This window comes from Peribacillus sp. B2I2, from assembly GCF_041261685.1.
GTDB lineage: Bacteria > Bacillota > Bacilli > Bacillales > DSM-1321 > Peribacillus.
In genome coordinates, this window is record NZ_JBGCCB010000001.1 from 2838420 (window position 1) to 2864690 (window position 26271).

23 protein-coding genes are annotated in these 26271 nt (G+C 33.0%); 1 reads left to right on the forward strand and 22 read right to left on the reverse strand.

All coding sequences use genetic code 11. The features are described 5' to 3' along the window. Positions 1-231 precede the first annotated feature (231 nt). Both ABIE66_RS14035 and ABIE66_RS14040 read right to left on the reverse strand, forming a co-directional pair. Complete coding sequence (locus ABIE66_RS14035; protein ID WP_370015141.1) at positions 232-675, reverse strand: C40 family peptidase; 444 nt, start codon at positions 673-675, stop codon at positions 232-234. Between the two features lie 539 nt (positions 676-1214). Beyond that, the gene (locus ABIE66_RS14040; RefSeq protein ID WP_370015142.1) at positions 1215-1841 is read right to left on the reverse strand and encodes a metal-dependent hydrolase; all 627 of its coding nucleotides are present in this window, start codon (positions 1839-1841) and stop codon (positions 1215-1217) included. Positions 1842-2477: 636 nt separating this feature from the next. Between ABIE66_RS14040 and ABIE66_RS14045 the strand changes: the two genes are divergently transcribed. Continuing rightward, the gene (locus ABIE66_RS14045) at positions 2478-5684 is read left to right on the forward strand and encodes a right-handed parallel beta-helix repeat-containing protein (protein WP_370015143.1); all 3207 of its coding nucleotides are present in this window, start codon (positions 2478-2480) and stop codon (positions 5682-5684) included. 965 nt (positions 5685-6649) lie between these two features. Here ABIE66_RS14045 and ABIE66_RS14050 read toward each other — a convergent pair. The 20 genes from ABIE66_RS14050 to ABIE66_RS14145 form a co-directional block, all read right to left on the reverse strand. Next, complete coding sequence (locus ABIE66_RS14050) at positions 6650-8191, reverse strand: oligosaccharide flippase family protein (protein WP_370015144.1); 1542 nt, start codon at positions 8189-8191, stop codon at positions 6650-6652. Positions 8192-8239: 48 nt separating this feature from the next. Further along, positions 8240-9424: a glycosyltransferase gene (locus ABIE66_RS14055; protein WP_370015146.1), complete on the reverse strand. Its 1185-nt coding sequence runs from the start codon at positions 9422-9424 to the stop codon at positions 8240-8242. A gap of 28 nt (positions 9425-9452) precedes the next feature. Then, positions 9453-10079 (reverse strand): glycosyltransferase, encoded by a 627-nt coding sequence (locus ABIE66_RS14060; protein ID WP_370015147.1) that lies wholly within the window; start codon positions 10077-10079, stop codon positions 9453-9455. Continuing rightward, positions 10066-10647, reverse strand: a complete 582-nt coding sequence (locus ABIE66_RS14065) for a glycosyltransferase family protein (protein WP_370015148.1) — start codon at positions 10645-10647, stop codon at positions 10066-10068. The genes ABIE66_RS14060 and ABIE66_RS14065 overlap by 14 nt, the downstream gene beginning before the upstream one ends. Before the next feature lie 48 nt (positions 10648-10695). Beyond that, positions 10696-11793, reverse strand: coding sequence for a polysaccharide pyruvyl transferase family protein (locus ABIE66_RS14070; protein ID WP_370015149.1), 1098 nt, complete (start codon positions 11791-11793; stop codon positions 10696-10698). Further along, a complete protein-coding gene (locus tag ABIE66_RS14075) occupies positions 11774-12805 on the reverse strand; it encodes a glycosyltransferase family 2 protein (RefSeq protein ID WP_370015151.1) in 1032 nt (343 codons plus the stop codon). The genes ABIE66_RS14070 and ABIE66_RS14075 overlap by 20 nt, the downstream gene beginning before the upstream one ends. Before the next feature lie 51 nt (positions 12806-12856). Then, a complete protein-coding gene (locus tag ABIE66_RS14080) occupies positions 12857-13597 on the reverse strand; it encodes a glycosyltransferase family 32 protein (protein ID WP_370015152.1) in 741 nt (246 codons plus the stop codon). A 3-nt stretch (positions 13598-13600) separates the two neighbouring features. Then, a complete protein-coding gene (locus tag ABIE66_RS14085) occupies positions 13601-13939 on the reverse strand; it encodes a helix-turn-helix domain-containing protein (RefSeq protein ID WP_370015153.1) in 339 nt (112 codons plus the stop codon). Positions 13940-13977: 38 nt separating this feature from the next. Continuing rightward, on the reverse strand, positions 13978-15147 hold the full coding sequence (locus ABIE66_RS14090) for an aminotransferase class I/II-fold pyridoxal phosphate-dependent enzyme (protein ID WP_370015154.1): 1170 nt from the start codon (positions 15145-15147) through the stop codon (positions 13978-13980). A 1-nt stretch (position 15148) separates the two neighbouring features. Further along, positions 15149-15793: an acetyltransferase gene (locus tag ABIE66_RS14095; protein WP_370015155.1), complete on the reverse strand. Its 645-nt coding sequence runs from the start codon at positions 15791-15793 to the stop codon at positions 15149-15151. Continuing rightward, a complete protein-coding gene (locus ABIE66_RS14100; RefSeq protein WP_370015156.1) occupies positions 15790-16404 on the reverse strand; it encodes a sugar transferase in 615 nt (204 codons plus the stop codon). Before ABIE66_RS14100 ends, ABIE66_RS14095 begins: the two co-directional genes overlap by 4 nt. 20 nt (positions 16405-16424) lie before the next feature. Then, positions 16425-16565 (reverse strand): YwzD family small protein, encoded by a 141-nt coding sequence (locus ABIE66_RS14105; RefSeq protein WP_370015157.1) that lies wholly within the window; start codon positions 16563-16565, stop codon positions 16425-16427. 16 nt (positions 16566-16581) lie between these two features. Then, positions 16582-17655 (reverse strand): UDP-glucose 4-epimerase GalE, encoded by a 1074-nt coding sequence (gene galE, locus ABIE66_RS14110; protein WP_370015158.1) that lies wholly within the window; start codon positions 17653-17655, stop codon positions 16582-16584. Positions 17656-17689: 34 nt separating this feature from the next. Then, a complete protein-coding gene (locus ABIE66_RS14115; protein WP_370015159.1) occupies positions 17690-18889 on the reverse strand; it encodes a glycosyltransferase in 1200 nt (399 codons plus the stop codon). Positions 18890-19015: 126 nt separating this feature from the next. Further along, a complete protein-coding gene (locus ABIE66_RS14120) occupies positions 19016-20098 on the reverse strand; it encodes an EpsG family protein (RefSeq protein WP_370015160.1) in 1083 nt (360 codons plus the stop codon). Positions 20099-20114: 16 nt separating this feature from the next. Further along, positions 20115-21005 carry a glycosyltransferase family 2 protein gene (locus ABIE66_RS14125; protein WP_370015161.1) on the reverse strand — a complete coding sequence of 297 codons (891 nt, stop codon included), beginning with the start codon at positions 21003-21005 and terminating at the stop codon, positions 20115-20117. Positions 21006-21009: 4 nt separating this feature from the next. Next, positions 21010-22119: a glycosyltransferase family 1 protein gene (locus tag ABIE66_RS14130; protein ID WP_370015162.1), complete on the reverse strand. Its 1110-nt coding sequence runs from the start codon at positions 22117-22119 to the stop codon at positions 21010-21012. Next, complete coding sequence (locus tag ABIE66_RS14135) at positions 22104-23258, reverse strand: glycosyltransferase family 4 protein (RefSeq protein ID WP_370015164.1); 1155 nt, start codon at positions 23256-23258, stop codon at positions 22104-22106. Before ABIE66_RS14135 ends, ABIE66_RS14130 begins: the two co-directional genes overlap by 16 nt. A gap of 194 nt (positions 23259-23452) precedes the next feature. Then, positions 23453-25279, reverse strand: a complete 1827-nt coding sequence (locus ABIE66_RS14140) for a polysaccharide biosynthesis protein (protein ID WP_370015165.1) — start codon at positions 25277-25279, stop codon at positions 23453-23455. Positions 25280-25562: 283 nt separating this feature from the next. Continuing rightward, complete coding sequence (locus tag ABIE66_RS14145; protein WP_370015166.1) at positions 25563-26267, reverse strand: CpsD/CapB family tyrosine-protein kinase; 705 nt, start codon at positions 26265-26267, stop codon at positions 25563-25565. Between the last annotated feature and the right edge of the window lie 4 nt (positions 26268-26271).

Genomic DNA, 26271 nt, shown 5'->3' on the forward strand with positions numbered 1-26271 from the left:
AACTATCTATTTATAGTCAAATAAAAAGATTCTATGCCCCTAACATTTTCAATTATTATTGATTACCCATTTCAGCACGCACATAACCAATAAACCACCACTCACTTACTCTTTTTGAAAGAAAAAACTTACGTTAAACAATCATCTGACTCATCCATTCTTATTTTTTAAAACAAAAAAAGAGACTTCATTAAGTCTCTTAGTATTTTATATTAAGTTTATTTTCTTCTATTATATACGTTTGGCACCAATATACTTTGGCTTCCAATAACTATTATTGGTTTTGGCGTATGACACTCCTTTAGATGATGAAGAGTGTATGAATTCATTGTTCCCTATGTAAATAGCCACGTGTGTAGGTTTTTTCGCTTTGTTTGGCGCAAAAAACATTAAGTCACCTTTTTGTAAAGTCTTAACTTTCTTTCCTTTTTTATATATATCGGCAGCCGTCCTAGGTAAATTCTTACCAGCCTTTTGATATGAATATTTCACTAAGCCGGAGCAATCAAAACCTGAAGTAGAAATGCCACCCGTTTTATATTTTGTACCTAATTCACTTTTTGCCACTTTAATCGCTTTAGTATGATATGAAGCAGCTTCAACTTGTTCCCCTGTAAAAGATACGGTTCCAAGCATAATAGCCAATGACAATCCGACGACAATTTTCTTAAACAAATTATTTACCCCCTGATGTGATTTGCTAAACCTAATATACTAGAAAAGGCATATCATTCGCATCACAGGATCTTTACAATTATGTTACATTTAGTAGATATAGGAAGAATGACCATATAAAAGATAAAAATAAGTCGAAACAGGCATCCTTCATTCACCTTATTGTCAACGCACTTTTACTTTTCCTCATAGAAAAAACAGTAGTAAGAAAACCACTGTCCAGTTTAACGACAAAAGGAGTTTCGGAATGCTCTCACCCCGAACCATGATTTAAATGAAAATTTTATTATCCTTCATGTTCTTTACTTTATTATACGTATGGAACCCTCTCTAGATTGAAGAAATTTGCGACACTCCTGCCGAATAACTGGCTAGCCGAGACCCCACAGGCGTTTGCGGCGAGGAGGCTCGGCAGACAGTCGGCGGAAAGGGAGCGGATTTCTGAAATCAACTGGAACTTTTTTCAAAAGAAAAAATTGAAGGTAAACTGGTTCTTCTCCAATTTGTCTATAGTCTGAACAGCGGTAAGAAAGCCACTGTCAAAATTCTTTTGAGAAAAATGGAAGAAATAACTTTACCCCACGTTTATTAAAAGGTAAAAACTTCATATCTGCAATTAAATGACTTATGTATCCTAAAACACAAGTAGTTAAAATCCCATCAATCCCCATGAATTCTTCGAATTGAAAGGCAATGATGCCAAAGAAGACGATTCCGGCAATCGAATGGGTGTAACTTCTATGCGGTGTAAAGGATGCTAGGATAATATAGACGCCCAACAGCCATAACCAGTTTTCCTGCCAAGATAATCCCCCGCCTAATACAGCTAACCCAGTCAGGGTCAGCATATGCCTTTGTGTAATGAAAGATGAAATAATGATGATTCCGATTCCTGCCCCTACTCCAATCCACTTTTCAGTTTCAGAACCTTCCAAAACACAATAAAGGATCATTAAAATCCCAATCGTTTGTGCTAACGTTCGGATAAACTTATGTGAAAAGGTAATCCTATTACTTAACTTTCCATCAATATCCATATCGGGCATAAGGCCTGAAACGCCCCCAATCCCAACCAAGAATAAAGTGGTGGTTGGATCTGTTTGAAGTGTGTTAGCCGTCAAGAATCCAACCGATGCCCCTAATGCCATGTGTGCTGTACCGTTCACTGTCTCTCTCCTGTCCCTCTAAGAAGTAATCTCGCTCCCAAGAAACGAATGTTTGTTCGAATCCCTGCATTCTAACTATACAATATTTTTGAAGGAATTTCTTTAATTCTTTTAAAAAACCCGATCAATCATTATTACAGCACAAATAGAACCTAATGATTTAAGGTTCTTAGGACTCGATTGTTTTGAAACATTGATCTCCTCCGTAAGGGGGTATTGGATTTTTAAAATATAGACGGATGCTGGATAAGAGTATTTAGCCTTTGATTGCTTAATTGTAAAGTAAATCTCAAAATAAGCGTGTAAAGATCTGTTCTCAAGATCTTTACGCGCTTTTATTGTGCTACTTTTTTATATAATCTTCTTTTAACTTTTCTCCAGCTTCACCTTTATCCCACTTCACTATGTTTAATATATAAATGTGAATGACCGAGCACCTTTTGCCCTTACACCTTGTCCCTCTTTTGCATACCATAATCATATAGTTTCATTAATTGTAATGTCTTCTAGAATAAGATGGTTAAACCCAAATAGACGAGATGACTTAAATGGGAGTTTATCAAAGCTGATTAAGTTTGAAGTTATGTTGAATCAAAAATTGATGTTAACGATTTTTGATTATGGAGGAATAATTAAATGTTACAAAAAATCCAAGTCAGGTTAGGTTTAAAAGAGGATTTACCAAAGCTAAATCTTGGTGAATTTGGCTACTGTTTGGACACAAAGGAGTTATTCATTGGTTCGTCAGAAAAAGAAAATAAATTAATTAATATCGTTAGTACTCAAAACCCTTCTCCAAATGATACATCAAACGGCGAAAACATAAAGATTGATAAAAATAGGATTTTAATATTTGAAGATACTGATTTAAGAAAATTATTAGCCAAAATAGGGAACACCGGTACAACAAATGAATTGTTAACGGTATCAGGATTAATTAATATACTATCTGGGAAACACAATACTGGAAATTTGGACGAACTGTTAAATATAACAGAATTTAAAAATTCTAAGGAATCAAAGATCTTTGAAGGTCACAAACTTGGTACTTATCACAATGCCAGTAAAGACTCAAACAATAAATTAGATGGCAAATCTTTTAAGGCCGGAGTTCCTTTAGCTGGATTGGAAGATGTTGATGTTTCCACAACAACACCGTCAGAAGATAATTTTTTGAAGTTTCAAGATGCAAATTTGACGCCTGTTATAGGTTCAATGATTAGCAACAATCAAGCAATTTACACAGTTGAGCTGCAAAGGTGGGGAATAACCCAAGGATCTTTTGGAAAACCTCCCTACACAGAAGAACAATGGCAAATCGCATACAATAACATACTAGGATTTAATAATGCACTTAAGTTTGCAAATGAAAATGGATTAACAAGAATTGTTGTTCCTTTTGGCACATATAGTTTCTGTTATACCAACCTTAGTGGCGCAGCTGAAATATACGCTATGGTAAACACTCCAATTAAATTATATAGTAACCAAACACTGGATTTAAACGGAGCTATCTTTGAGGTGATGTATGACTCCATTAATAAAAACCCCTATGATAAGTCTCCATTATCTACCCCGGCATGGAAGTTAAGTGGGGAATTAATTCGGATCGATAATGTTTCAAATGTACAAGTGATAAACGGAACAATATTGGGTGATATCCCTAATAGGAGCTTTTCTGACGGGGGTAATGGTTTTAATTCAGAAAAAGGAATGGAGCAAACCTACGGCATAAAAATAGAGTCTGGTGCAAATTTCATAACTATTGAAAATATAGATGTCTCTATGTTTATGGGAGATGGAATAACGATAGGGTCCTATCCAACCAAAACAGGTAAATGGAATCTTAATCCATCAGACACAAAAGCCTATCCCGGATATGTTGATACTACAGGTAAAGTTGTTCAAACTCTCGCAGGAGCTTATCTAACTAATAAATTTCCGGTCATACAAGGGGAACATAAACAACTGCAAATGAGAACAAGTGGCGGATATACAAGAATACCCCTTATTGAAAACAAAACATTTGAATACATCTTTTATAATTCAAAAGATATGGTAATAGCTAGAAAGAAAGCAGTTTACCTACAAATTGTTACAGTACCTCTTGACACTTCTTATATAAGATTACAATTTATTAATGAAAAAACTGGTCTTCCTAGCATTCAAATTTCGTATTCTATAACAAAGCCTCAGGCACATCATGTTAAAATTTTTGGATGTACCATACACAATAATCATAGAGGCGGCATTAGTGGCGGAGCGGACTTTACCTATATATCCTATAATAAGATTTTCCACAACGGTATGGATTCAGGGTTGAACATCCCTCTGTTCCCTGATTCAACCAGGTACGCCATAAACTTTGAAGACAGCTACAGTAACTATGTAATAATAGAGAACAACCATATATTTTCAGGGTTTAATGGAATACTGATGGGTGTTTATCACGGCAGAATTGTAGGTAACATATTAAGTGAAATTGGTGGTGTTGTTGTTTACAATAACGCTAATATGATTATAGATAGTAATGTGTTTTATGAGAGTAGTGGGTTACAAATAACCAACTCTGTAGCTACTCAAGAAAGAAATGTTCTTTTCACTAATAATACAATCAACTCATCTGCTATGACAGTCATAGCAACAGGAGTTAAAACAAGGGTTAGACTTATTAATAATGTTATAAATATAGACTCATTGATTTCATCAGGTAACATAGAGTTAGTTGGAAATAACATAAAAAGCTACACAGGGTCCTCTTATACTGGATACTCGAATATAACGATTGATAATATAAAAAAATGTACGGGTAATACGTTTGAAGATTTCAATTATGGTTCACATTACAGGGTATCTGTGATGAAACCAAAAGATTCTACAAGTTATGTAAGCGATAATGTGTTTAAGTCCGTTTCTTTTAATTCAAACAATCTAGCTAATGATATTGAATTCCATAATTCTAAGTTTTATAATTGTTCAGTTACTAGCCAGATCGTAGATGCAACTCTTTCACACAGCATTTTATTCAATAATTGCCTTTTTCAAGATAGTAACGTAATATCAGGCGGTCAATATGTCAATAACACATCAATTGGAGGAATAACTGGAAAAACAATTTTCAACAACTGTAAAATAAACTTTACTTCAAACTATGCTAGTACTTATTTAATGGGAATTAGCGACAATGTAAAAATTACTAGTTATCCGGAAGGCATCATTCCTAGAAATTATGAATTAATCATCATTAACTCCGAGTTAATACACAAATCAACTACTGTTACTACTTTAATGAAATATTACAACTTAGATACCAACTTCGATATTAATAATTACAAAAAGGTTAAAATAGAAAACTCTAAAATACGAGTCTCGGACATTACAAAACTCAGGTTATTTTTAAGTACAAATCCTAACATCTATACGAACTCTGCAACAATTAAGAATACCACTTATGAAGGTTTTAATGGATTCCCTCCCCCAGCAAATGGAAGCTTGGAAATCTATAATCCACTATACGTATCCAGTAGTTCAGCAATACCCACATCAGGGTTATTTGTTGTAGGTCAAAAAGTAGAAAACACTAACCCGGTTGCTGGGGGATTTCTAGGTTGGGTTTGTATTATAGCTGGATATGCCAATGCAAACCCATGGACGGCTAATAAAGCATACAAGATTAACGCTTTTGTTCATTCAAATAACAAAGTCTATAAAGCTACAGTAGCAGGAACATCAGGAACTGTTGCACCTACGCATACAACAGGAAAATCTATAGACGGAGGAGTAACTTGGGAGTATGTAGGGGCCTTAGCTGAGTTTAAGACATATGGTGTAATTTCAAATTAAAAAACTATCACATTTCCCTTCTATTACGAGGCTTTTTGAAAGAATGTGTCCGACTTGGAATGAAAAATACAGGTAATAAAAAGAATTATGAATTCAAGAAGACCATTGTAGATCTTGATTACTCGAGTTTTTCAGAAGAGAGTATTTAGTATACCTTATCTGAAGTAACGATTTAAAGAATTCACCCCTATTATTGCTTAAAGGGAAGAATTTGTTTAGTTAGATCTTTGTTTGCAATTTGATACGACAAGTAAAAATGACTGACAATGGTTTCTTCTTGGAAATTTCTGATTTTCCCCTTTTTCGGTAAACAATGTAAGGTTTGTCTCTTTATTTTTTCCAAATATGGCTAAAGAATTCTTGAAGATCTCACTTTTCTGCTTAATTCAAAGTTTCGTTCTGTATAACGACTATTTTTAAACAATAGGGTTTCGACTAAGTCTAATCATGTTCAACGCTTAATGAACAAAATGACTACATCATTCACTGAAGGATAAATACCGTCCTTATCCATCTAATTATTTTCCGTATTTTGACAGAAGGGTGATGTTGGTAGTTTTCAAATTGTAAACAACTTCAAATAATTCATCAAGTGTTGTATTTTCAGTAAACTAAATATTTTATAAATACTATTTGGATTGTTATATAAAATATTTTCATTATCAACGGTGAGCTTTAATAAATAACTCCTAAATTAATAATTTCCAAGACTTGATTAGTGCCCCTCTTACTCTTAGCCTCCATATAACCATCTACATTAATATAGTAAGGAGTGAACTCAATACAATGATCGTTTGAGTTCGGATCCTCGAAAATAGACATCACCAAGATAGATCTACATTTTGATTTTTAATACTGTCCAATACTGCTTTTAACGCTTCAACATTTCATTCGGTATGTACTTTAATGCCAGTCTAATTTTTAATCCAGGTTGATATGTTTCGGATAATTTTTATTGTTTTTATCTAGGTAACTTGATTCTTAAGCCTTAACCTAAACTTTTGATAAATACTTTTAGCTGGTACAATAAATAGATTTTTTTCGTATTTATTCATTGCAGTAAACCACATAGATAAAAAATATAGGATAGAAAATCCTAAAATTTTCACAAATAAAACTAACCATATATTTGTTAGAAGTACTTTATTAATAGTGGCCCCATAAATTATACTTAAAATAAGTGGGAAACTCATAAAAAGTATATTAATCCAAAACTTTGGTATATTTAATTTGATTTTTTTCCAATAATAATAATTTATTATTATTATATTTCCTAAAGTGAATGAGATTCCTGTGGCAATTGCACAACCGATAACTCCCCAAACTTGAACAAAGATGATACTAATAATCACATTTGAGATTGCAATAAAAATGTTAACTATTGATTTAAAACCTTGCATATTTTGGGCTTGAAGTATGACCCCTCCCATTCCCTGAATAAGAGAGACTATCATGGGTACCAAAATAACAAGAGCAACTATATATGATACCTGATACTCTTTTCCAACCCATAAATTTATAAACTCTTGCCCAAATACAATAAATCCACTTAAAGCAAAAGATATGATTATATATTGAACTCTACCTATTCTTATAAAAAGATTGGACAATTCATTATTAGAAGCTCCCTTAATTACCATTCCAGATACACGAGATAAAAAAACATTTGATATTGCTGAAGAAAAGCCTGAGAAGTAACCAGTGAAAGAAGCCCCAATAGCATAAACGGATACAGCTACAGTTCCGCTATATATCCCAAGAATTACTTGGTCGGTTGAAGTATATAGTTGACTGATGATTAAATTCAAAAAAATATAAGACGAAAAAACAATAATCTCTTTAAATAATTTGGAATCGAATTTCCCGAAAGATATTTTAATTTTCAGAGTTTTAAAACAATAATACATATTAAGTGCAATAAACAATAAATTTAACAATGTCGTTACAATTGCCATAGCTATGGAGCCATAACCCATTAATAGCAGGGGTAATATGAGGAGTGGGCTTATTATGGATGAAACGATCACAATTAGTTTTTGAAAGATAAACTTTTCATGAGCCAATACTATTACACTAAAAACACCTAGCCCAATTCCTGTAGAAATGTTAAATACCATTATGCTCATTAATAATTTAAGTTTGTGTATCTCTTCTATATTTAATGAGCTAGAAAAAAACAAATCTGTATTTAATATCAATAAAACCCCTAAAATTAAGGCTATTAAACCTAAAGTTAAATAAATTTTTAAAAACAAGCCATATAAATTAAAGCATCCTTCTTCATCATTTAATGCTTTATATTTAGCGGTATATCTAATTACTGCATTACCTAAACCAAAGTTTAAAATACCAACATATCCTGCTGCTGAACTAGCTAAACTATATAAGCCATATTCTGATTGACCAAGCAAATTTAACATTACTGGTGTATAAATTATTGAAATAATAATATTTATGAAGAGTGCAAAATAAGATAAACTTGCACCTGCCTTTAGCTGATTTATCATGGTATTACCTTCCATCCTAATAAAAAAATTTGAGTCTTTATTTTATAATTAAATTTTGATTATTTGCTCTATTTCATTTTTCGTATCAATAGATTCTGTAGCCAAATTATTAGTGAAATATTCACCTATAGTTAAATTGTTTATTAATTTAACTATAGCTTGATAGATTTCGTCTTCATCACATTTAACTATTAGACCTGTCACTCCATCTTTTATTTGTTCCTTTGCGCCGGTGAAATTTGTTGTAATGATTGGTTTATTTAAGCATCTTGCTTCAGCAAGTGTAATGCAATAACCTTCATGTCTTGATGGTTGGACGTAAATATCGCAATTTTTTATATATGGATAGGGATTTGGTTTGGAACCTAAAAGGATAAAATGATCGAATACGTTATTTTTTTGTATTTGCTTTTCATAGTTTACTCTTAAATTACCTTCTCCAACACAATACCACCTTACTTTAAAACCGTTTTGTATTAACTTAGTTAAAGACTTAATAGCTATATCTTGCCCTTTTTCTAGAGTAAGCCTTCCTACTGTTAAGATTTTTATCCCATCAAATTCGTCATTAAACCCTCTTCCGATTTCAGCTTGAGATTTAATCAAATCAGATGAAATAATATTTAAGAAAACCTCGATTTTTTCTTCTAAGAAAGGCAGTATATTTATTAAATGCCTTTTTCCTTCTTTAGATACAACAAAAATTTTATCGAATTTATTATAGAATTTATATGCGAAAAACCTATTAAAACCTATATGATTTATATCAAAATGAATCCATTGTATTTTTTTATTAGCTTTTATGTTATTTAACACATAATAGCTTATGAACTCCATAGGACCTGCATAGGCTACCGCTATATCATATTCCTTTTTTGCAATTGTGAAATCTTTTAAAATATATTTATAAAAAAGACTTCTTTCTTTGTTAACCTTCGATATAAAGTAAAAAATTATTATTATTAACGATTTAATGAAACGTCTCTTTTTAACAAAATCTAATGCAACTATATGAAGAGGTAAATTCAGTAAATTTTTAATATCTTTATATCCTTTTAAATATTCCACTTGAACTCCATCAGGAATAGAATTTATAAATTCACCATATTTCTCCAACATCAGGACAGTTACATCATAATTTTTCTTTGAAAGCTCTGAAATCATATTTAATAAAGCTTTTTCAGTTCCTCCTACATTCATATTAATTAACATAAATATTATCTTTGTTTTCATTGGATTTACTCCCTTTGTTATATGAGTGTTATCCTATTAATTTATAAATTTTTTCTATTTCTTCAATATTTCCTTTTTTTTCAGTCTTGAGATAATTTACAATACTTTCTTTTAAAGTTAAGTCTCTAATTAATGTTGCTATTCCTTCACAAACAGCTTCTGCGTTCATATCCACTACTAAACCATTTTTCTTGTTTACCATTTGATTGTAAACGGCGTCAAAACTTGTTGTAACTACTGGAATATTTAACATTCTTGCTTCTGCAATCGCTAACCCGAACCCTTCATGCCTAGAAGTTTGAACATATATATCAGAATCTTTAATGAAAGGATATGGATTTGCTTCAACTCCTAATAAGATAAAATCTTTAGTTAACCCAGCTCTTCTAATTTGTTCTTCAATTTCTTCTTTTAAAATACCTTTTCCTAGAGCATACCACCTGAAATTTATACCACTTTCTTTCAGCATTTTACATGCTGCTAGAGCAATATCATATCCCTTATTTTGATCAAGTCTTCCTATGGTAAGTATCCGGATTCCCTCAAAATTATCGTTATAACTTTTTCCAATACCGGCCATTTTTATTATTGAATCTGCATTATTAATATCATAAATAACTTCAGTTTTTGCTGTGTATTTATTAAATGTTTTCAACGAATATTTCTTTCGTCGATTCAGATACAGCGACTATTTTATCAAATTGGTCATAAAATCTTTGTTGAAAGTCCTTTTCAACTTCATCCAACCGATTACTGACATTTACCCATGCTAATTTTTTGTTTGCTTTTACTTTCTCTGCAACATAAAAGGTAGGAATACCTTGCGCATAACTTATTGCTATATCGTAGATAGTTGAATCTTCTTCAATAACTTTTGAAATGTTCTCCCAAAAAACCCTAGCCTTCTGAGAATGATTGTATTTCCTCAACCTGATTTTAAGCGAATATGTTAGTCTAGATATTAAAGAATTCAGATTGAATTTCCTAATTGAATTAATGCACGCTTCCTTAAAACCCATTTTAGAAAATTCTGTATATTCCAAGGGTTTTAAAATATTCACATCATTTGGAACCAATTCTTCTAGTATATGACCATATGCAAAAAGTCTTAAATCTACTGAGTATTTCTCATAATCGAATGCGGACAACAATGAAATTAAACTCTTTTCAGCACCTGCACAATCTAATGAATCAATTACAAATAATACTCTTGTTTTTTTCATATTTTCACTCACTTTAATAAAAATTAGAATAGGGAATTAAGTAGCAACTTATGACTTGACAAAGGTGTTAAACTTTTCAAAATTACGTTCGGATTCTCTTGAAATATTACTTAAATCAATTATTTTATCTATAACATTTGTTATGGTATTTTCATCATATTGTAAATGAAGTTCATCCATGCTTACTAAAAAATTTTCAAAATTAATATCTCGCAACATATTTTCTGTTTTTTGGCTGTATATTATAGGTACCAATCCAGTCTTAGATAATAAGCCTAGTATATTTGCATGAAACCGTGCAGCAATAAATAGATTAAAGGTACTTATTAATTTGAGAGCTTCTTCGATATTCCCCTCATAACTATAAACAGATATGTTTTTTCTGAATTCTGAAGAAAGATTTGATTTTATTGTCTTAATTACTTTTAAATCACCTTCATGTTCACAAAAGGACATTAGAGTACATTCATATCCTTTTTCCATCAACATTTCTATCGATTTTACGGTACTATTTATATATTCATTATAATAATTCGATAATCCATGCTTATGCCTAACGTCAATAATTGAAAAACCCACTCTTTTTTTACTAATTTTACTTAAGAACGGTGTTAAATCCATTTGAAAAACAATATCTGGGGCATATCTAATATTAGGGAAACTCTTAAACAAATTATAGGAAAACAGATCTCTAAAACAAACGTCATCACATAGTTTAAAAAAAGCTATATAATCATTTAAAAATTTATCAGTATTATATGGTCCAAAATTTGACCCAATTACAAATACAGATTTTTGTTTTTGTTTAAATTCAAGGACCATTTCCATCCTATTTTTATAAAGAGTATCGTGATATTCTTCTTCTCTAAATATTGATCCACCTATAAATATTAGTGCATCATACTCTTCTGCTAGTTTTTTATAGTTGTTTATATAATCTACAAGTTTCAAATGCTGTCCAATTTTATTATATAAATTGTACTGTCTTCTTTTTATATTTGGATACTTATCAATAAATTTGTCGTAGTTTTTTCCAAGATAGTTAATTGTAAATTCTGTCTCAGGATATTTTTTAGCCAGTATGTCTAAAAATAAATCATCCCCTAAATTGAATTGTAAATAAATATCAACAAAGACTTTTTTCACTTGAACCTCCACCAATAAATTCAAATTTAAAATATTTCATTTTATTCAATAATGCTCCATAAATAAAAAAACACATCAATAAATCTTTTTTCAGAAAGTAAATATAGGGCTTATATATAACTTTTTTAGTCGAAAATTGATATTTACATTTTTTAATATAGGGAATATCTAAAACTTCCCTCAAAATAGGCACCTTTCTTTTTTCATTTGACATTAGATAATCAGCTGTATTTAATACGGCATTTTGCATTCTTTCAGTTATAATATTGTTTATTTTTTTTTTATCATAATTAACATAACTAAGTACTTTTTCAATATTCCCACAAACAGAGATGCTGTTTTCAAGGTGCTTTATTGAAATATTTGCACTTATGCTATTTTCATTCAGTCTATTATAATGATATAAATATTTTTTTATTGATTTAAATGACCTAGAGTGTGTTACATATTCCAAAGTAAATATAAGATCTTCAGACATATATATGTTCTTATTAAACCTTAAGTTATTTTTACTTATTATTTCTTTTTTAAATATCTTGCTCCAAAGTACACCACCGGTTCCTGCACAAATCATATCTAATAAATTATTAAGTGGAATATTACCTTCCACATTAAAATCCGTGTGATCGATTATTCCATATTTAGAATAATCTTTATATCCACAACATACTAAGTCGACTTTAGAATTAATCATGGAATTTAATAAAAATTCAATATAATATTTATCAACGGTATCATCCGAATCAATAAAGACTAAATATTCACCTGTAGAATTTACTATCCCTTTATTACGAGCCTCAGAAGGTCCGCTGTTAATTTGTGACAAATAAAGAATTCTCTCATCTTTTTGTCTATACTCTTTAATAACATTCTCACTTTTATCGGTTGATCCATCATTCACAATTACTACTTCAATATTCCTATAACTTTGTGAGAGAATACTCTCTAGACATTTTGAAATATATTTTTCATTATTAAAAACAGGAACTATGACACTGACCTTTGGAATCATTACTACCCTCCACTTAATAACTATTTCTTTATAGGTTGTATTGTAAAAAGTTTATTCTTTTTGATATAAGCCTCTAAGTTTAGCTATATTATCACCACCTATGATATGCGATAACATTTTTTTTATATGACTCTTGAATTGTATGCTTGCAGGAAGCCAACTTTTATAAAAATGATGCAATGCATATGTTTCATCAGTGAAGAATATCCTACAATTAATATAATCATATGGAGAAAAATAGGTTTGAGGATAAAATACTCCAAGGTGCTGCAGTTCTTGATATTCTCCATTTCTTTTTAAACCTAGATTTTCTATTAAATCGGTTACAATCGCAACATTTGTTAATTGGTCTAAACTCCCGTCTTCTTTTATGAAAACCTTTTTCTCGTATGAATCAAGAAATTTTTTTATTAGTTTATTTCCTTTTGCTGCACCTATTGTACTAGTGGCAATGTAATTTTTCTGTTCAAAGCCCCAAAATGATTCATGATGAAGCAAGTCATCAAATGGTTTAAAGACTTCTACATCGGTATCCAAATAAATGCCACCAAAATGATATAAGGCATGTACACGTGCATAATCGCTGACAAAAGCATATTTCTCTGCAGTATATGCCTCTTGTACATACGCATTTATATGAAGATTAAAGTTATCTTCGTTCCATTCAATAATTTCGTAATCTGAAAGATGTTTTCTCCAACTGTCCATGCATTTTTCTACAATATCGGGCTTAGCTTTTCCACCGAACCAACAATAGTGGATTACTCTGGGGATATCGTTGTTTGTATTCATGACCTATTCCCCCTTATTTTGCCATTTTATAAAATCAATTAATGGTTTGTACTGTGGAATCTGTTCTTTCTCCAGACCATTCCTTTTCAGTTCTTGAACAAATTCAATCCATTCTTTTTCTAAGTAATTTGGAGCCGTCGTTGTGGTTTTCTGTTTTAGCAGTGAAACAAGATCCACATTCAATACGTGTGCAATTTTTTCCATAATATGAAGTGAGGGATTGCGATTAAGATTGCGCTCTATGTTACTTAAATAAGACTTCGATATATTTGCCTGTTCAGCAAGTTCAGATAAGGTATATCCTCTTTTCTTTCTTAATTCTGCAATGTTTTTTCCAATCATTTGGTTACCTCTTCATTATTTTTTTCAATTTGCTTTCATCATGGCTGATCGCGACGATTAATAGTTTTTTTTATTGTATTAATGACTCTCATTTGTTCGTCATGAGTCATATTTGATCCGGATGGTAAACATATTCCTGAATAAAATAATTGTTCAGAAACATTTGTCTGTCTAGTATGAGGATAGTAACGACAGCCAGCAAATAGTGGCTGCAAATGGAGAGGTTTCCAGACATGCCTTGCTTCAATATTTTCATCTTCCAATGCCTTAAGTAATTCGGTTGTAGAAATCCGAATTTCTTCGTCGTTTAATGTCAATGCAGTCAACCAGCGGTTTGAATGAGTATTTGCTAATTCAGGCATGAATTTAAAACCGGGCAGGGAAGCCAATTCCTGTTGGTATAGATCGTATACAGCCCTTCTGGCACTTACTCTTTCTTCTAATACCTCTAATTGACCTCTGCCAATTCCTGCAAGTATATTACTCATTCGGTAGTTATAACCCATCTCGCTATGTTGATAATATGGAGCTTCATCTCTTGCTTGAGTGGCTAAAAATCTAGCTCGTACTAACGATTGTGTATCATTTGAAATCACCATTCCCCCACCAGAGGTTGTTATGATTTTATTTCCATTGAATGAATAGATACCGAATTCCCCAAAAGTTCCACTTGCTTTTCCTTTATAAGTGGAACCTAATGACTCCGCTGCATCTTCGATGACTGGTACTTTATACTGATTACAAATAGATAAAAGCTCATCCATTTTTGCAGGTTGTCCATATAAATTCACAATGATGATGGCTTTAGGGAGCTTCCCAATTTTAACAGCTTCTTTAAACGCTGTTTCTAAAGCATGTGGTGACATATTCCAAGTTTCAGGTTCAGAATCAATGAAAACTGGTTCCGCTTCTAGATAAAGAATGGGGTTGGCCGTTGCTACGAATGTTAGACTTGAACAAAAGACCGAATCTCCTTTTTTCACATTTAATATAGAAAGAGCCAAATGAATCGCTGCAGTACCGGAACTGACTGCAACAGCTTCGTTGACTCCTGCATATTCTGCTAATTCTTTTTCGAAAGCGTCGAGATTTGGTCCCAATGGAGCAATCCAATTTGTCTCAAAAGCTTCTTTAACATACTTTTCTTCATTACCGCTCATGTGGGGCGGTGATAGTAGAATTCGCTTTTTTGTTGTTACATTTAACACTCTACACACCTTCTATACCTATTTTTTTTTTCAAAATTGCAGGAGTTCCTACAGCTAGACTATTAGGTGGAATCTCATTTATTACCGTCGCTCCTGCACCAATAACCGTCCATTGGCCAATTTTCACATTGGGGATCAGTATTGCACCGGCACCAATATGAGCTCCTTCATCTACTTTCACAGAACCAGTTAATGTCGCATGAGGTGATATATGTACAAAATCACCTATTTCGTTATCATGTTCTATGACTGAAGCTGTATTAATGATTGAATGACGTCCAATTTTAGCATCAGCATTAATGACTGTTGATGGCATGACTACAGTACCTACTCCTATCTTTGCACTGGGACTAATAATTGAAGAAGGATGAATCAACGTTACATAAAAGGAATCGGGTATATTCAATTCATCAACAATTTTTTTACGATTATGGTTATTACCTATTGCAACAATGAATTTTATATCCATGAATCGTTCCATTAAATGGAATGCTGTTGAAAACGGTGCATAAAACAAATGATTTTTCACGATTGTTGTATCATATTTGTCGTCTAGATATCCAATTAATTCAAAACCATCGGCTATATCAATCATGTCTTTGATAACTTTACTATGACCGCCTTCTCCAATTAATACTATTTTCATCCCTGCCCCTCTCTTTCTTGATTATCTGATCCTCTAAAAGGTAGCATGGTTTCATTTGTCCCGGAATTTACTCCTTCAGATCTAACCACTTTTACTATCGTTAATAATAAGATTTTGACATCGAGAAAAAATGATTGATGATTTACATACCAGACATCCAATTTGAATTTTTCTTCCCATGAAATCGCATTTCTCCCATTTACTTGTGCCCAACCAGTTATGCCAGGACGAACATCATGACGTTTAGCCTGATCGTCGTTATATAATGGAAGGTATTCCATTAATAAAGGACGTGGCCCGACCAAACTAAGGTCCCCTTTAACAACATTAACGAGCTGTGGTAATTCATCTAGACTTAATTTTCTAAGTGCATTTCCAAATCTGGTTAATCTCAGATGATCAGGAAGAGGTCTACCATGTTCATCGTTTTGATTATTCATTGAACGAAATTTATAAAGGGTAAAAGGCCTTCCATCTAAACCTGGCCTCGTTTGTTTAAAAAGTATAGGCGAACCAAGGTTATACTTGATTAAAACCCCTATAATCACCAGTACTGGGCTAATGATAACCAGTAAAATAAATGAAATTAAAAAATCAAATATTCTTTTCATATCTTCACTTCCGGGATTTTTTATTTACCATTTATCATGACTATTTGTTGTTTGATTTCTTCTATTAGAATAGAAACATTCATATTTTCTGATTCATTACCCAATTTGTAGGCAAATAATAAAATATCTTTGAGGTTTTCTTTCTTTGTTTCTTTCCTCATCCTTTACACCATTTTTCTAATTATTTGGTATTAAAAAATCCTCGCTATATATTAAGCGAGGGTTTTCCGATTCTTCATTTATTTTAAATCCATCAGGATTCCTAGATTGCCACCGCCAAGAATCTTCACACATTTCAATAATGCCTTTTTTTGCTTTCCAATTTAATTCTTTTTCCGCTTTCTTGGGATCCGCATAACAAATGGCCGCATCTCCTGGCCTAGGATTTGTAATCTTAATAGGTATTTTTACTCCTGTTGCTGATTCAAAAGCTGACACTACTTCTAACACGCTGTATCCTTTTCCAGTTCCAAGATTATAAATTTTAACTCCGGTGGATTTTAGAGTTTTATCTAGTGCAAGGACATGTCCAATTGCTAGATCAACTACATGGATATAGTCCCTTACACCTGTACCATCAATCGTTGGATAATCATTTCCGAAAATATTAAGTACATTTAATTGACCTACGGCTACCTTAGTGATGTATGGCATTAGGTTATTAGGTGTTCCGCTTGGATCTTCACCTATCATGCCGCTTTCATGTGCACCTATTGGATTGAAATATCTAAGGATCGTAATGCTCCATTCATTGTCTGAAATATATAAGTCCTGAAGAATTTCTTCTATCATTAATTTTGTTCTACCATATGGGTTTATAGCCTTTAAGGGGAACCCTTCTGATATTGGAACTGTATCCGGCAGTCCATATACAGTTGCAGATGAGCTAAATACCAGATTTTTCACACTATATTTTTGCATAAGTTCACAAATTATGATTGTAGTTGCGATATTGTTTTTATAATATTTCAGAGAATCTTGAACGGATTCGCCCACCGCTTTCAGTCCGGCAAAGTGGATAACTGCTTCAATTTGATTTACTAAAAATACTTCTTCTAATGATTCCAAATCTAAAAGATCTAAGTGATAAATCTTGATGGATTTTCCGGTTATTCTACAAACGCGGTTTAAGGATTCCGGATTACTATTAGAAAAATTATCTACCACAATAATCTCATTACCATCATTCAAGAGCTCTATACATGTATGACTGCCGATGAAACCAGCTCCGCCCGTTACTAATATTCCCAATTTAACTGTCCCTCCCTTTTTTAAAATTTAATCGTTAATTATTAATTAAACTATAGATTTTATTAATTTCATTTTCATTACCATAATCTCGAGAAAGTACATTATTTACTAATTTCTTTCTAAACTCATCATTATTAATCATTTTCCTAAGCCCATTTGCAATTCCCTCGTGACCACACTCTGTAATTAAAGCATCAAAACCATTATCGGCCTGACTTTTAGCTGTGGGGAAATTTGTTAATAAGACCGGTTTACCTAACACTTGTGCCTCACGGATGGTTACTGCTTTACCTTCATAACGTGAAGGTTGAACATAAATATCACAAGTGGCTATATATGGATATGGATTGGTTTTCTTCCCTAATAAAATAAATTGTCTTTCCACTCCTAATTTCATTATCAAGTTTCTTAATTCATTCTCTAGAGGCCCATAACCAACTACATACCACTCAATATCAAATCCCTCGTCTACCAGTTGTTTACAAGCCCTTATTGCCTCATCTAAACCTTTTGCATGCGTTAAACGGCCAACAGTAACTAAAATAGTTTTTTCAGGTTGTTTACTGATTTCTTTTTGAACCTCTACCTTTGCTTGGTCTCTAACAAAATCGGGAGATAAAATATTTTCAATTACTGTTATTTTTTCTTTGAAGTCAGGAAAAATATCTATAAATGTTTGGGAACATTCCTCTGAAACAACCACGATATCATCCATTTTTGCCCACATTTTTTTCTCTATATTCTTATTCACATAAATATTTGAATAATCGGTATGAATCCATCCAATTTTCTTCTTTGCTTTTACCTTATCTCCTATAAAATGATGTGGCCAAAGAAAACCTATGGCCACATCGTATTCATTATTTAGATCTGGCAGATACCGATTCGTAAATTCCCACCCATACTGAATCGTTAGATACCCTGGTTCTTCTACCTTTTTTACTTTTCCATGAAAAAGACCAGAATACTTTGCGATGAGCCTTGAAATAGCGATTGGATAATAACCATCTTTCACTATTTGATAAATTGACTTTCTGAAAGTGGAATAATGTGGTTCTTCTGGTAATAAATTTGGTCCGTCAGGTATAAAAGAGAGAAATTCACCCTCATGTTTAAATAATAATAAATCGACATCGTATATAGCATAATCGAATTGATTTAACAAGCCTATCAAGCTTCTTTCTACCCCCCCTATTGCCAAATCAAAGGAAGTAATCAATATCTTTTTCTTCATTTTTATAACCTCTTTTTCAAGATACTTCATACAAGTTTAACCGTTCAATGTTGCCCGAAATATGTTTAATAATAGTGCATCAACTACTAAGAACCTAAAAGCTATAAACTACTTTATCTCCCTCTATCAAAATAGCCCTTCTAAAACATCACTCTTATATAAAATATTCAAACTAATAACATTTTCGTAAAAATAAAAAACAAAAAATAAAACGAGTATTGAATAATATAAAAGCTTTTGATCTTTTTCACTAAATAATTCAATTAGCCATGAAATCAGAATTAGTTGATATAAATTAAAATAAATCGATATCCTTGCGAATATCCACTGTTGTGTCGAGATAATCATAAACACCAAACCCAATAAAGCCATATTCACTATATAATCACTTTTAGGAAATAATTTTCGTAGCTTATCTTTGCCCAGGTAGGCAATGAATAATGGCGCTGCACTTACCGCCACTCTAATTACACTAGCCCCACCTTCATTAAAATTAGAATAGTCACTATACTGGGTATCTTGTAAAGCAGAAAATAAAAACGATGTAAATTGCCCGAAACCAAGGACGACAATGACCGAAAAAGATAACCAGGCAAGAGTTGATTTCGTCCATGCCTTTGTTCTAACTAAAAAATAAATGGGTAAAAGGATAAGAGCACTTTGGTGAAAAGTAGATGCAATTAGAACAATCAAAGAGTATTTAACAAAATTTCCGTTTAATAAATACTTGGTTGCTGTAAAAATAATTGCAGCTGCAAGTACTTGACGTATTCCATTCATTGATACTAAGTGCAACCCACCTGTAATATACACAAAGGTGCTTAGTTCAAAAAGCCGTGAATATTTATATAAAACCATGACAATTAATACATTTGTAACCATAGCTGTTGTAAAAATCAGTATCTGAGGGTCATTCGAGATTTTCTTTAATAGCATCTGCAAGATGCCGAAGCCCATATCCTTTTGAGATTTTATATACTCCCAAGAAAAGTCATTTTCGTTGTATATATTTATATAATTGAATGTATCTCCAATGTTTGTTCTTAGACCCGAAACACATACTAAACATACAACAGCTAAAAAAACCAAAATCTTATTTGGCTTAAAAACATACAAACCGGTCACCGGGATAAGTGAATATGTAGAAAAGTACCTACCTAAATATGAAAAAATAAATACAATGGCGAGATTGATCCAAAGTATGGTCATGTAACAATAATTCCTTTCAATTAACCTCAGTCCTAGTTTTTTTGATGATAAATACATATAAAAGGAAGCCTAATGGAAATGCTAAAACTGTGAGTGCTTTCTTAGGAGTTTCAATGAACAGTTTCGGATTTTTCATAAGAAGATTGCTAGATACATAATGTATTGCTTGCTTATATTTAAAAACTTTACCACCGAAGGGTAACTTCATAAGTTCCTTACGATAAAATGAAAAGCCCTTAGGGTTTTTGAGATATTGGTTATACATATTTAGAGAGGATCCATCAGGAAGATATTCAACATGACAAAGCACTTCATTCATCAGCAGCATTTCATATTGCTTATCCAGCATATAGTATTTATATGCCAGTCCTACATATTTCTCGTCTTGAAAGATGGGATATGGATATAGTTTGGTCAATTCAGTGCGAAAAACCAACTTCTTGTCTCCGGTTACACCATATTTGTTGTAAAGATCAAACAATGTAGCACGATTTAGTTTTTCAGGAAACTTTGAACCAATGATTTGGTGTTCAATTGTTGCGTCTAATGCCGCTATTCCACTTACATTTTCGTTACCGTACTTTTTCCAATACGAAAGGATCCTTTCGACTGCCCCATCTGCCATATAGTCATCGGAATCAATACAAACATTCAATTCCGTCTCGATTAGTTTATAGGCTGTATTATGTGCACCATGCATTCCTTGATTTTCTTGCCAATGATATTTAATATCAATTTTCTTTTCCTGTTTCCACTGATTTACCAATTCTTTTGTATTATCCGTTGATCCATCATCAATTATTAACCATATAAAATCTTCATTATCTTGACGGACCAAACTGTGATAACATTTTTCGAGACAATAAGCCCTATTATAGGTTGGTGTAAACACTGTTAAAGTTTTCATTTGCTCACCCTGTCATTGATATATAGAAATTTTTAAGTTCATCGGCTGTTTCATTTATGGAGTATCCTTGTTTGGAAAGTGAATCCGGTTGTATACTTCTGTTCGTATTGCTAGAAGTTATTTTCATTAAATGGGAGGTCCATAGTGAACTATTGGTAATAGGCAGAAATTGAATAAGATTGATACCCAAATCTACCTCTTTGGATATTTGGTCCGAGATTAAACACGGTAGGCCTGCTGCCTGTGCTTCAATAAGGGAAACTGGCAATCCCTCATGTAAAGAAGGAAAGACAAAAACATCGAAGGCTTGAAGGATTCGGTTAATATCACTCCGTACCCCAAGAAATTTAACTTTGTTCTCTAACTTATGAGCTTTAACTTTTGTTAAGATTTCTGGTTTTAAGGGTCCTTCTCCCACTAAAATCAAATAGGAATTTTCCTTTTCTCTAATAAAATCGGCAAAGATATCAATCAAAAGGGAGTGGTTTTTTTGTTGAGCAAATCTTCCCACATGCCCTAAAACACATGCATCACTTTCGATATTCAATTCTTTTCTAACTTTAACTCTTGTTTCAGATGAGAAAGAAAATAATTTACATTCAATGCCGTTCTTTAAAATATTCACATTTTTTGTTTTATCTTTAAATAGCCATTGTGCTGCCTTTCTGGAACAAGCTAACAAATTTGTAGCATTGGACATGATCAATGTCCCTGCATACCATTTATAGATTCTAGAAGCTAGGCCTCCTTCACTTTGTGTATTATGACTATGTGAGATTCTTTTTGGGATTCCTGCTTTTTTAGCTGATTGAAGAACGAGTCCACTCATTTTATCCATATGGGCATGAACGACTTTGTAGGTAGCATTCTCCCTAAAGAATCCGTCTAGATGTTTTTTATAAGCAAAGTGACCGACATCAGAAATATAAGGAATTCTATGAATTTGACCACCAAGTTTTATGATTTCATTATCGAATACGCCTTCTTTGGATGTAAGAAAATCAAATTGGATCTTCGAGTGGTCCATATTGCGATATAAGTTCATGATTAAGGTTTCCGCTCCGCCCCTATTCATATTGACGACAACATGCAGGATTCTTAGTGGATTCCCCATACTCTTTCCTCCGTATCTACCATGTATGTTCTATAAATTTCACTTTTTGCTTCCAGGATTTTTTTAGTGCTATATTTCCTTTCAATCATTTTATGACTGCATTCACCGAGCGTTTTTCTCATAGCAAAATTTCCGGCAAGTTTTATGACCTTTTCAGCCAATGACTTTTCATCATTTCCCTTTATTAACCACCCATTTTGACCATTGGAGACCAACTCCCTATGCCCCCTATTGTCATTAGCTATAATAGGCAGCCCACAAGCCATTGCTTCCATGATATTAACGGGAAGCCCTTCTCTCAAACTTGACGCTACAGCAAGATCGCTGATTTTTAATAATTCGTCTATATCTTTTCGAAATCCAAGAAAATCCACCTTGTTTCCAATTCCTAAAGAATCCGCAAGCTTCTTACATTCGTCTAATAAGGGTCCATCTCCAGCCAATAGTAACCTGGCGTTTTTAACATCATCATTAATTAAGGAAAAAGCCCGAAGTAATAGTTGCTGGTTTTTATTCTTATTGAACTCGGCTGCATAAAACATAATGAAATCATCATCACAATAGTCTTTTTTTATCCTTAGTTCAGTTTTCTTAATTATGGAGACAGGGTGATATTGATTAGTATCAACCCCAACACCATGGATATGGGTAATCTCCTGTGCCCTGAAGTTTCTTTGTATGGCAAGTTGAAAGTCTTCCGTATTGATCGTAATCAAACAATCTGTCATTCTCGCTAATGATTTTTCAATTGGATAGTAGACCAGCCAGTTTAGCAGAGGTGCACCTTTACAGAAATGGAAGCCGTGTGCCGTATAAAGCATTTTCGTATCGCGTGCTCTCGCCTTACGACCAGCAAGTCTGCCTAGCACTCCCCCCATTGGCGTATGACAATGAATGATTTGAAAATTGTTGTTATCGATGATGTACTTTAATTCTTTGTATGCCATTATGTTTTCTTTTTTAAATGGAGATCTTTGAATGGGAATAACGTGCTTTTCATCAACGAATGGGAGATTTAAATCACCATGCGCTGCTGTATGAACTTTATATCCTTGTTCTTTAAACCATTTAAAATATGGCAAGTGAAACGCTTCAAAATGATAATCCTTTGTTGCACAAAATAGGACTTTCTTCTCCATGATTCACTATCCTTTCGGTATCTAGGTCCGTGCTTTCATCTAATTCATTCTCCAATCAATAGTGTAGGAAAGTGAACAGCATATTTTCTTTCTTTTTCTCCCTTTGTTGTTTTAAACTAACAGCCGTTGCAATTAACTAGCTCTATTCATGTAGCCAGTATTACCGAATTTCTGAAATTCATAGTGAATCCATTTTAATTTGAAACGGGTACAAGAGAAGGGGGAGTGACACGTTCATTAGCCAGGTCTACAAGTTTTTTCCTTAGTGAATCTTTATCCATATCAGGATAATTGTTTATAATATCCTCAATTTCCTTTGAATATAATTTCCCTGTCTTGCCTATGTAAATATTTGGATATATCTGTTTTTCATGAATTTCATCTTTATTCAGTAGTTCTTCAAATAGCTTTTCGCCTGGTCTTGTTCCGGTAAATTCTATTGATATATCATCTTCTGAATGACCGGAGAGCTTAATCAAGTTTTTAGCCAGATCAACAATCTTCACTGGATTGCCCATATCAAGTACAAAAATTTCGCCGCCTTGTGCTAACGCCCCCGCTTGAATGACAAGTCTTGAAGCTTCAGGGATAGTCATGAAATAACGAATCATATCAGGATGTGTCACTGTGACTGGCCCGCCTTTTTCAATTTGCTTTGTGAATAGCGGGATGACACTTCCTCTACTCCCCAACACATTCCCAAAACGAACTGCTACAAACTTCGTTTTGCTCTCTCTATTTATTTGTTGAATCGTCATTTCCGCTAGTCTTTTTGTAGAACCCATTACACTGGTAGGATTGACTGCCTTATCACTGGATATCATCACAAAAGTCTTTACCCCGCTCCAACTTGCCGCATTGGCGGCATTCATCGTACCTATTAAATTATTTTTAACTGCTTCTTCAGGATTTCGTTCCATTAGTGGTACGTGTTTATGTGCTGCAGCATGATAAACGACATCTGGTTGATATTCTGCCATAACGGACAACATTTTTTTTTGATCTTGAAGATCAGCAATTTCTGTTAAAAACTCGATATTTTTGTTTTTATATGTTTCTTTTAACTCCATTTCTATCGTATAAATACTGTTCTCACCATGTCCGAGTAAAATTAACCTTGCTGGATTAAATTTAGTAATTTGGCGGCAAATCTCTGATCCGATCGAACCTCCCGCACCAGTGACTAAGATAACCTTTTCAGTTACATATTCTGAAATTACGTCGATATCTAATTCTACAGGTTCTCTTCCAAGAAGATCTTGAACCTGTACATCTCTAAATTTATTGACCGAAAGCTTTCCTGTTAATAAATCTTCTAACATTGGAAGGATTTGTGTCTTTGCATTTGTTTTCGCACATTCTTGAAATATTCGATTCAATTCTTGTTTATTCAACGAAGGAATGGCAATGATGATATGTTCGATATTCAATACTTCAACTTTTTTTGCAATTTTGCCCACTCCTCCAACTACAGGTATTCCCAAGATATCAAGATTCTGTTTTCGTGCGTTATCATCAATAAACGCTACTGGTAATAAATCAACATCATTATTTTTTAATAATTGCCGGGCAACCATCGTACCTGCTGATCCTGCCCCGATTATTAAGGTTCTTTTTTTATTTTCATATTTGATTAAGTATTGGTCTCTATACATTCTCCAGCAAAATCTTGATCCGCCTATCAACAGCATATGAAGCAGCCAAGTTACCGCTAATAAGCGATAATAAACATCATGAAAAAGGAGTGCCTGTACGATTGATGTAGTAAAAATGGATGCCGTTACTGTTTTGAATATAATGGCTAATTCACCAATGCTCGCATACTCCCACGCTTTTTTATAAAGATGAAAAGTAATGGCAAAAATATGATGGCTGAGGAGAATCGTAACAGAGCTGAGGACAATGGGAATGGTAAAAACATAAATACTGGCATCCACTAAAAATCGTCCCAAAAAAATGGCTGATAAGACAATACATGAATCTATTAATATAAAAAGTGATAGTCTTTGCTGATATGTCAATACTTTCCCCCCATATAGGATCAATTTATTTGTTACATTTAAGCGGAATTCAATGATAAAGTGCTAATGAATGCTGTCCTATTAAGACAGCATTCATTAGCACTTTAATAGAAATATAGGGCATTTAACCCTCCCTCACCCCACACTCTTGACGACTGGCGTCTAAGGTCTTTTCAACCCACAGCATGATCGAGTGCCTCCGTTTATAATGGCAAGGAGACATCACCAAATACTTTTTATTATCGTTCGTAATAAAGAACGACATTCGAAAAAATTTTTTTCTTTATAGGATTCTCTTCAGTAAATTGGTAAAACGGGTTTCTGGATTTTCGTTTAAAATGACTCCTACAATCTTTTCTTCAACAAATTGAAGGATTCTTTTTGTAGCTAAAGCCTTTTTCAACTCCGTTTTTCCATTATTGAAAACGAGTATGATACCATTGCAATAATTGGCTAAAATTTTCGTATCTGTAACTTCCAATATTGAAGGAGAGTCGATTAACACAATATCGTAATTCCTTTCGCACTGAACAAGGAATTCCTTCATGATTGGAACTCCCATGATTTCGCCTGGATTGAAAGGTATAGGACCACTGGTCAAAACATCTAAGTCACCCATTCCCGTTCTGTATACTGTATTATCAAGAGATGAGGCAGTATAATCAGATAAAATATTCGTCAACCCTGTTTTATTTGGAATTTTAAAAATTGAGTGAATCGTGGGGTTTCTTAGATTGGCATCTATTAGTAAAACCTTTTCTTTGTTTTGGGCCATTGAAACAGCAAGATTAGCAGCCGTGGTTGATTTACCTTCTCCGGATGTTGGGGACGTTATCATAATGATATTCCTTTTCTTTGATACTGATGAGAACTTAATATTTGTTCGGATCGCCCTATACTGTTCGGAGATTAATGAATCTGGACTTGAATAAGCTACCAGGTTCCTTTTCTTTAGTTTATCTCCGAACTTTTGTTTACCAACCGCCATTCAT

What these genes read in the sequence shown, in the direction of transcription:
- ABIE66_RS14075 (WP_370015151.1), bottom strand. Translation starts at nt 12,805, where the DNA reads ATGATTCCAAAGGTCAGTGTCATAGTTCCTGTTTTTAATAATGAAAAA.
- ABIE66_RS14125 (WP_370015161.1), bottom strand. Translation starts at nt 21,005, where the DNA reads ATGAAAACTTTAACAGTGTTTACACCAACCTATAATAGGGCTTATTGT.
- ABIE66_RS14135 (WP_370015164.1), bottom strand. Translation starts at nt 23,258, where the DNA reads ATGGAGAAGAAAGTCCTATTTTGTGCAACAAAGGATTATCATTTTGAA.
- ABIE66_RS14100 (WP_370015156.1), bottom strand. Translation starts at nt 16,404, where the DNA reads ATGAAAAGAATATTTGATTTTTTAATTTCATTTATTTTACTGGTTATC.
- ABIE66_RS14080 (WP_370015152.1), bottom strand. Translation starts at nt 13,597, where the DNA reads ATGAATACAAACAACGATATCCCCAGAGTAATCCACTATTGTTGGTTC.
- ABIE66_RS14115 (WP_370015159.1), bottom strand. Translation starts at nt 18,889, where the DNA reads ATGAAGAAAAAGATATTGATTACTTCCTTTGATTTGGCAATAGGGGGG.
- ABIE66_RS14065 (WP_370015148.1), bottom strand. Translation starts at nt 10,647, where the DNA reads ATGAAAAAAACAAGAGTATTATTTGTAATTGATTCATTAGATTGTGCA.
- ABIE66_RS14105 (WP_370015157.1), bottom strand. Translation starts at nt 16,565, where the DNA reads ATGAGGAAAGAAACAAAGAAAGAAAACCTCAAAGATATTTTATTATTT.
- ABIE66_RS14045 (WP_370015143.1), top strand. Translation starts at nt 2,478, where the DNA reads ATGTTACAAAAAATCCAAGTCAGGTTAGGTTTAAAAGAGGATTTACCA.
- ABIE66_RS14085 (WP_370015153.1), bottom strand. Translation starts at nt 13,939, where the DNA reads ATGATTGGAAAAAACATTGCAGAATTAAGAAAGAAAAGAGGATATACC.
- ABIE66_RS14130 (WP_370015162.1), bottom strand. Translation starts at nt 22,119, where the DNA reads ATGGGGAATCCACTAAGAATCCTGCATGTTGTCGTCAATATGAATAGG.
- ABIE66_RS14145 (WP_370015166.1), bottom strand. Translation starts at nt 26,267, where the DNA reads ATGGCGGTTGGTAAACAAAAGTTCGGAGATAAACTAAAGAAAAGGAAC.
- ABIE66_RS14055 (WP_370015146.1), bottom strand. Translation starts at nt 9,424, where the DNA reads ATGAAAACAAAGATAATATTTATGTTAATTAATATGAATGTAGGAGGA.
- ABIE66_RS14095 (WP_370015155.1), bottom strand. Translation starts at nt 15,793, where the DNA reads ATGAAAATAGTATTAATTGGAGAAGGCGGTCATAGTAAAGTTATCAAA.
- ABIE66_RS14120 (WP_370015160.1), bottom strand. Translation starts at nt 20,098, where the DNA reads ATGACCATACTTTGGATCAATCTCGCCATTGTATTTATTTTTTCATAT.
- ABIE66_RS14050 (WP_370015144.1), bottom strand. Translation starts at nt 8,191, where the DNA reads ATGATAAATCAGCTAAAGGCAGGTGCAAGTTTATCTTATTTTGCACTC.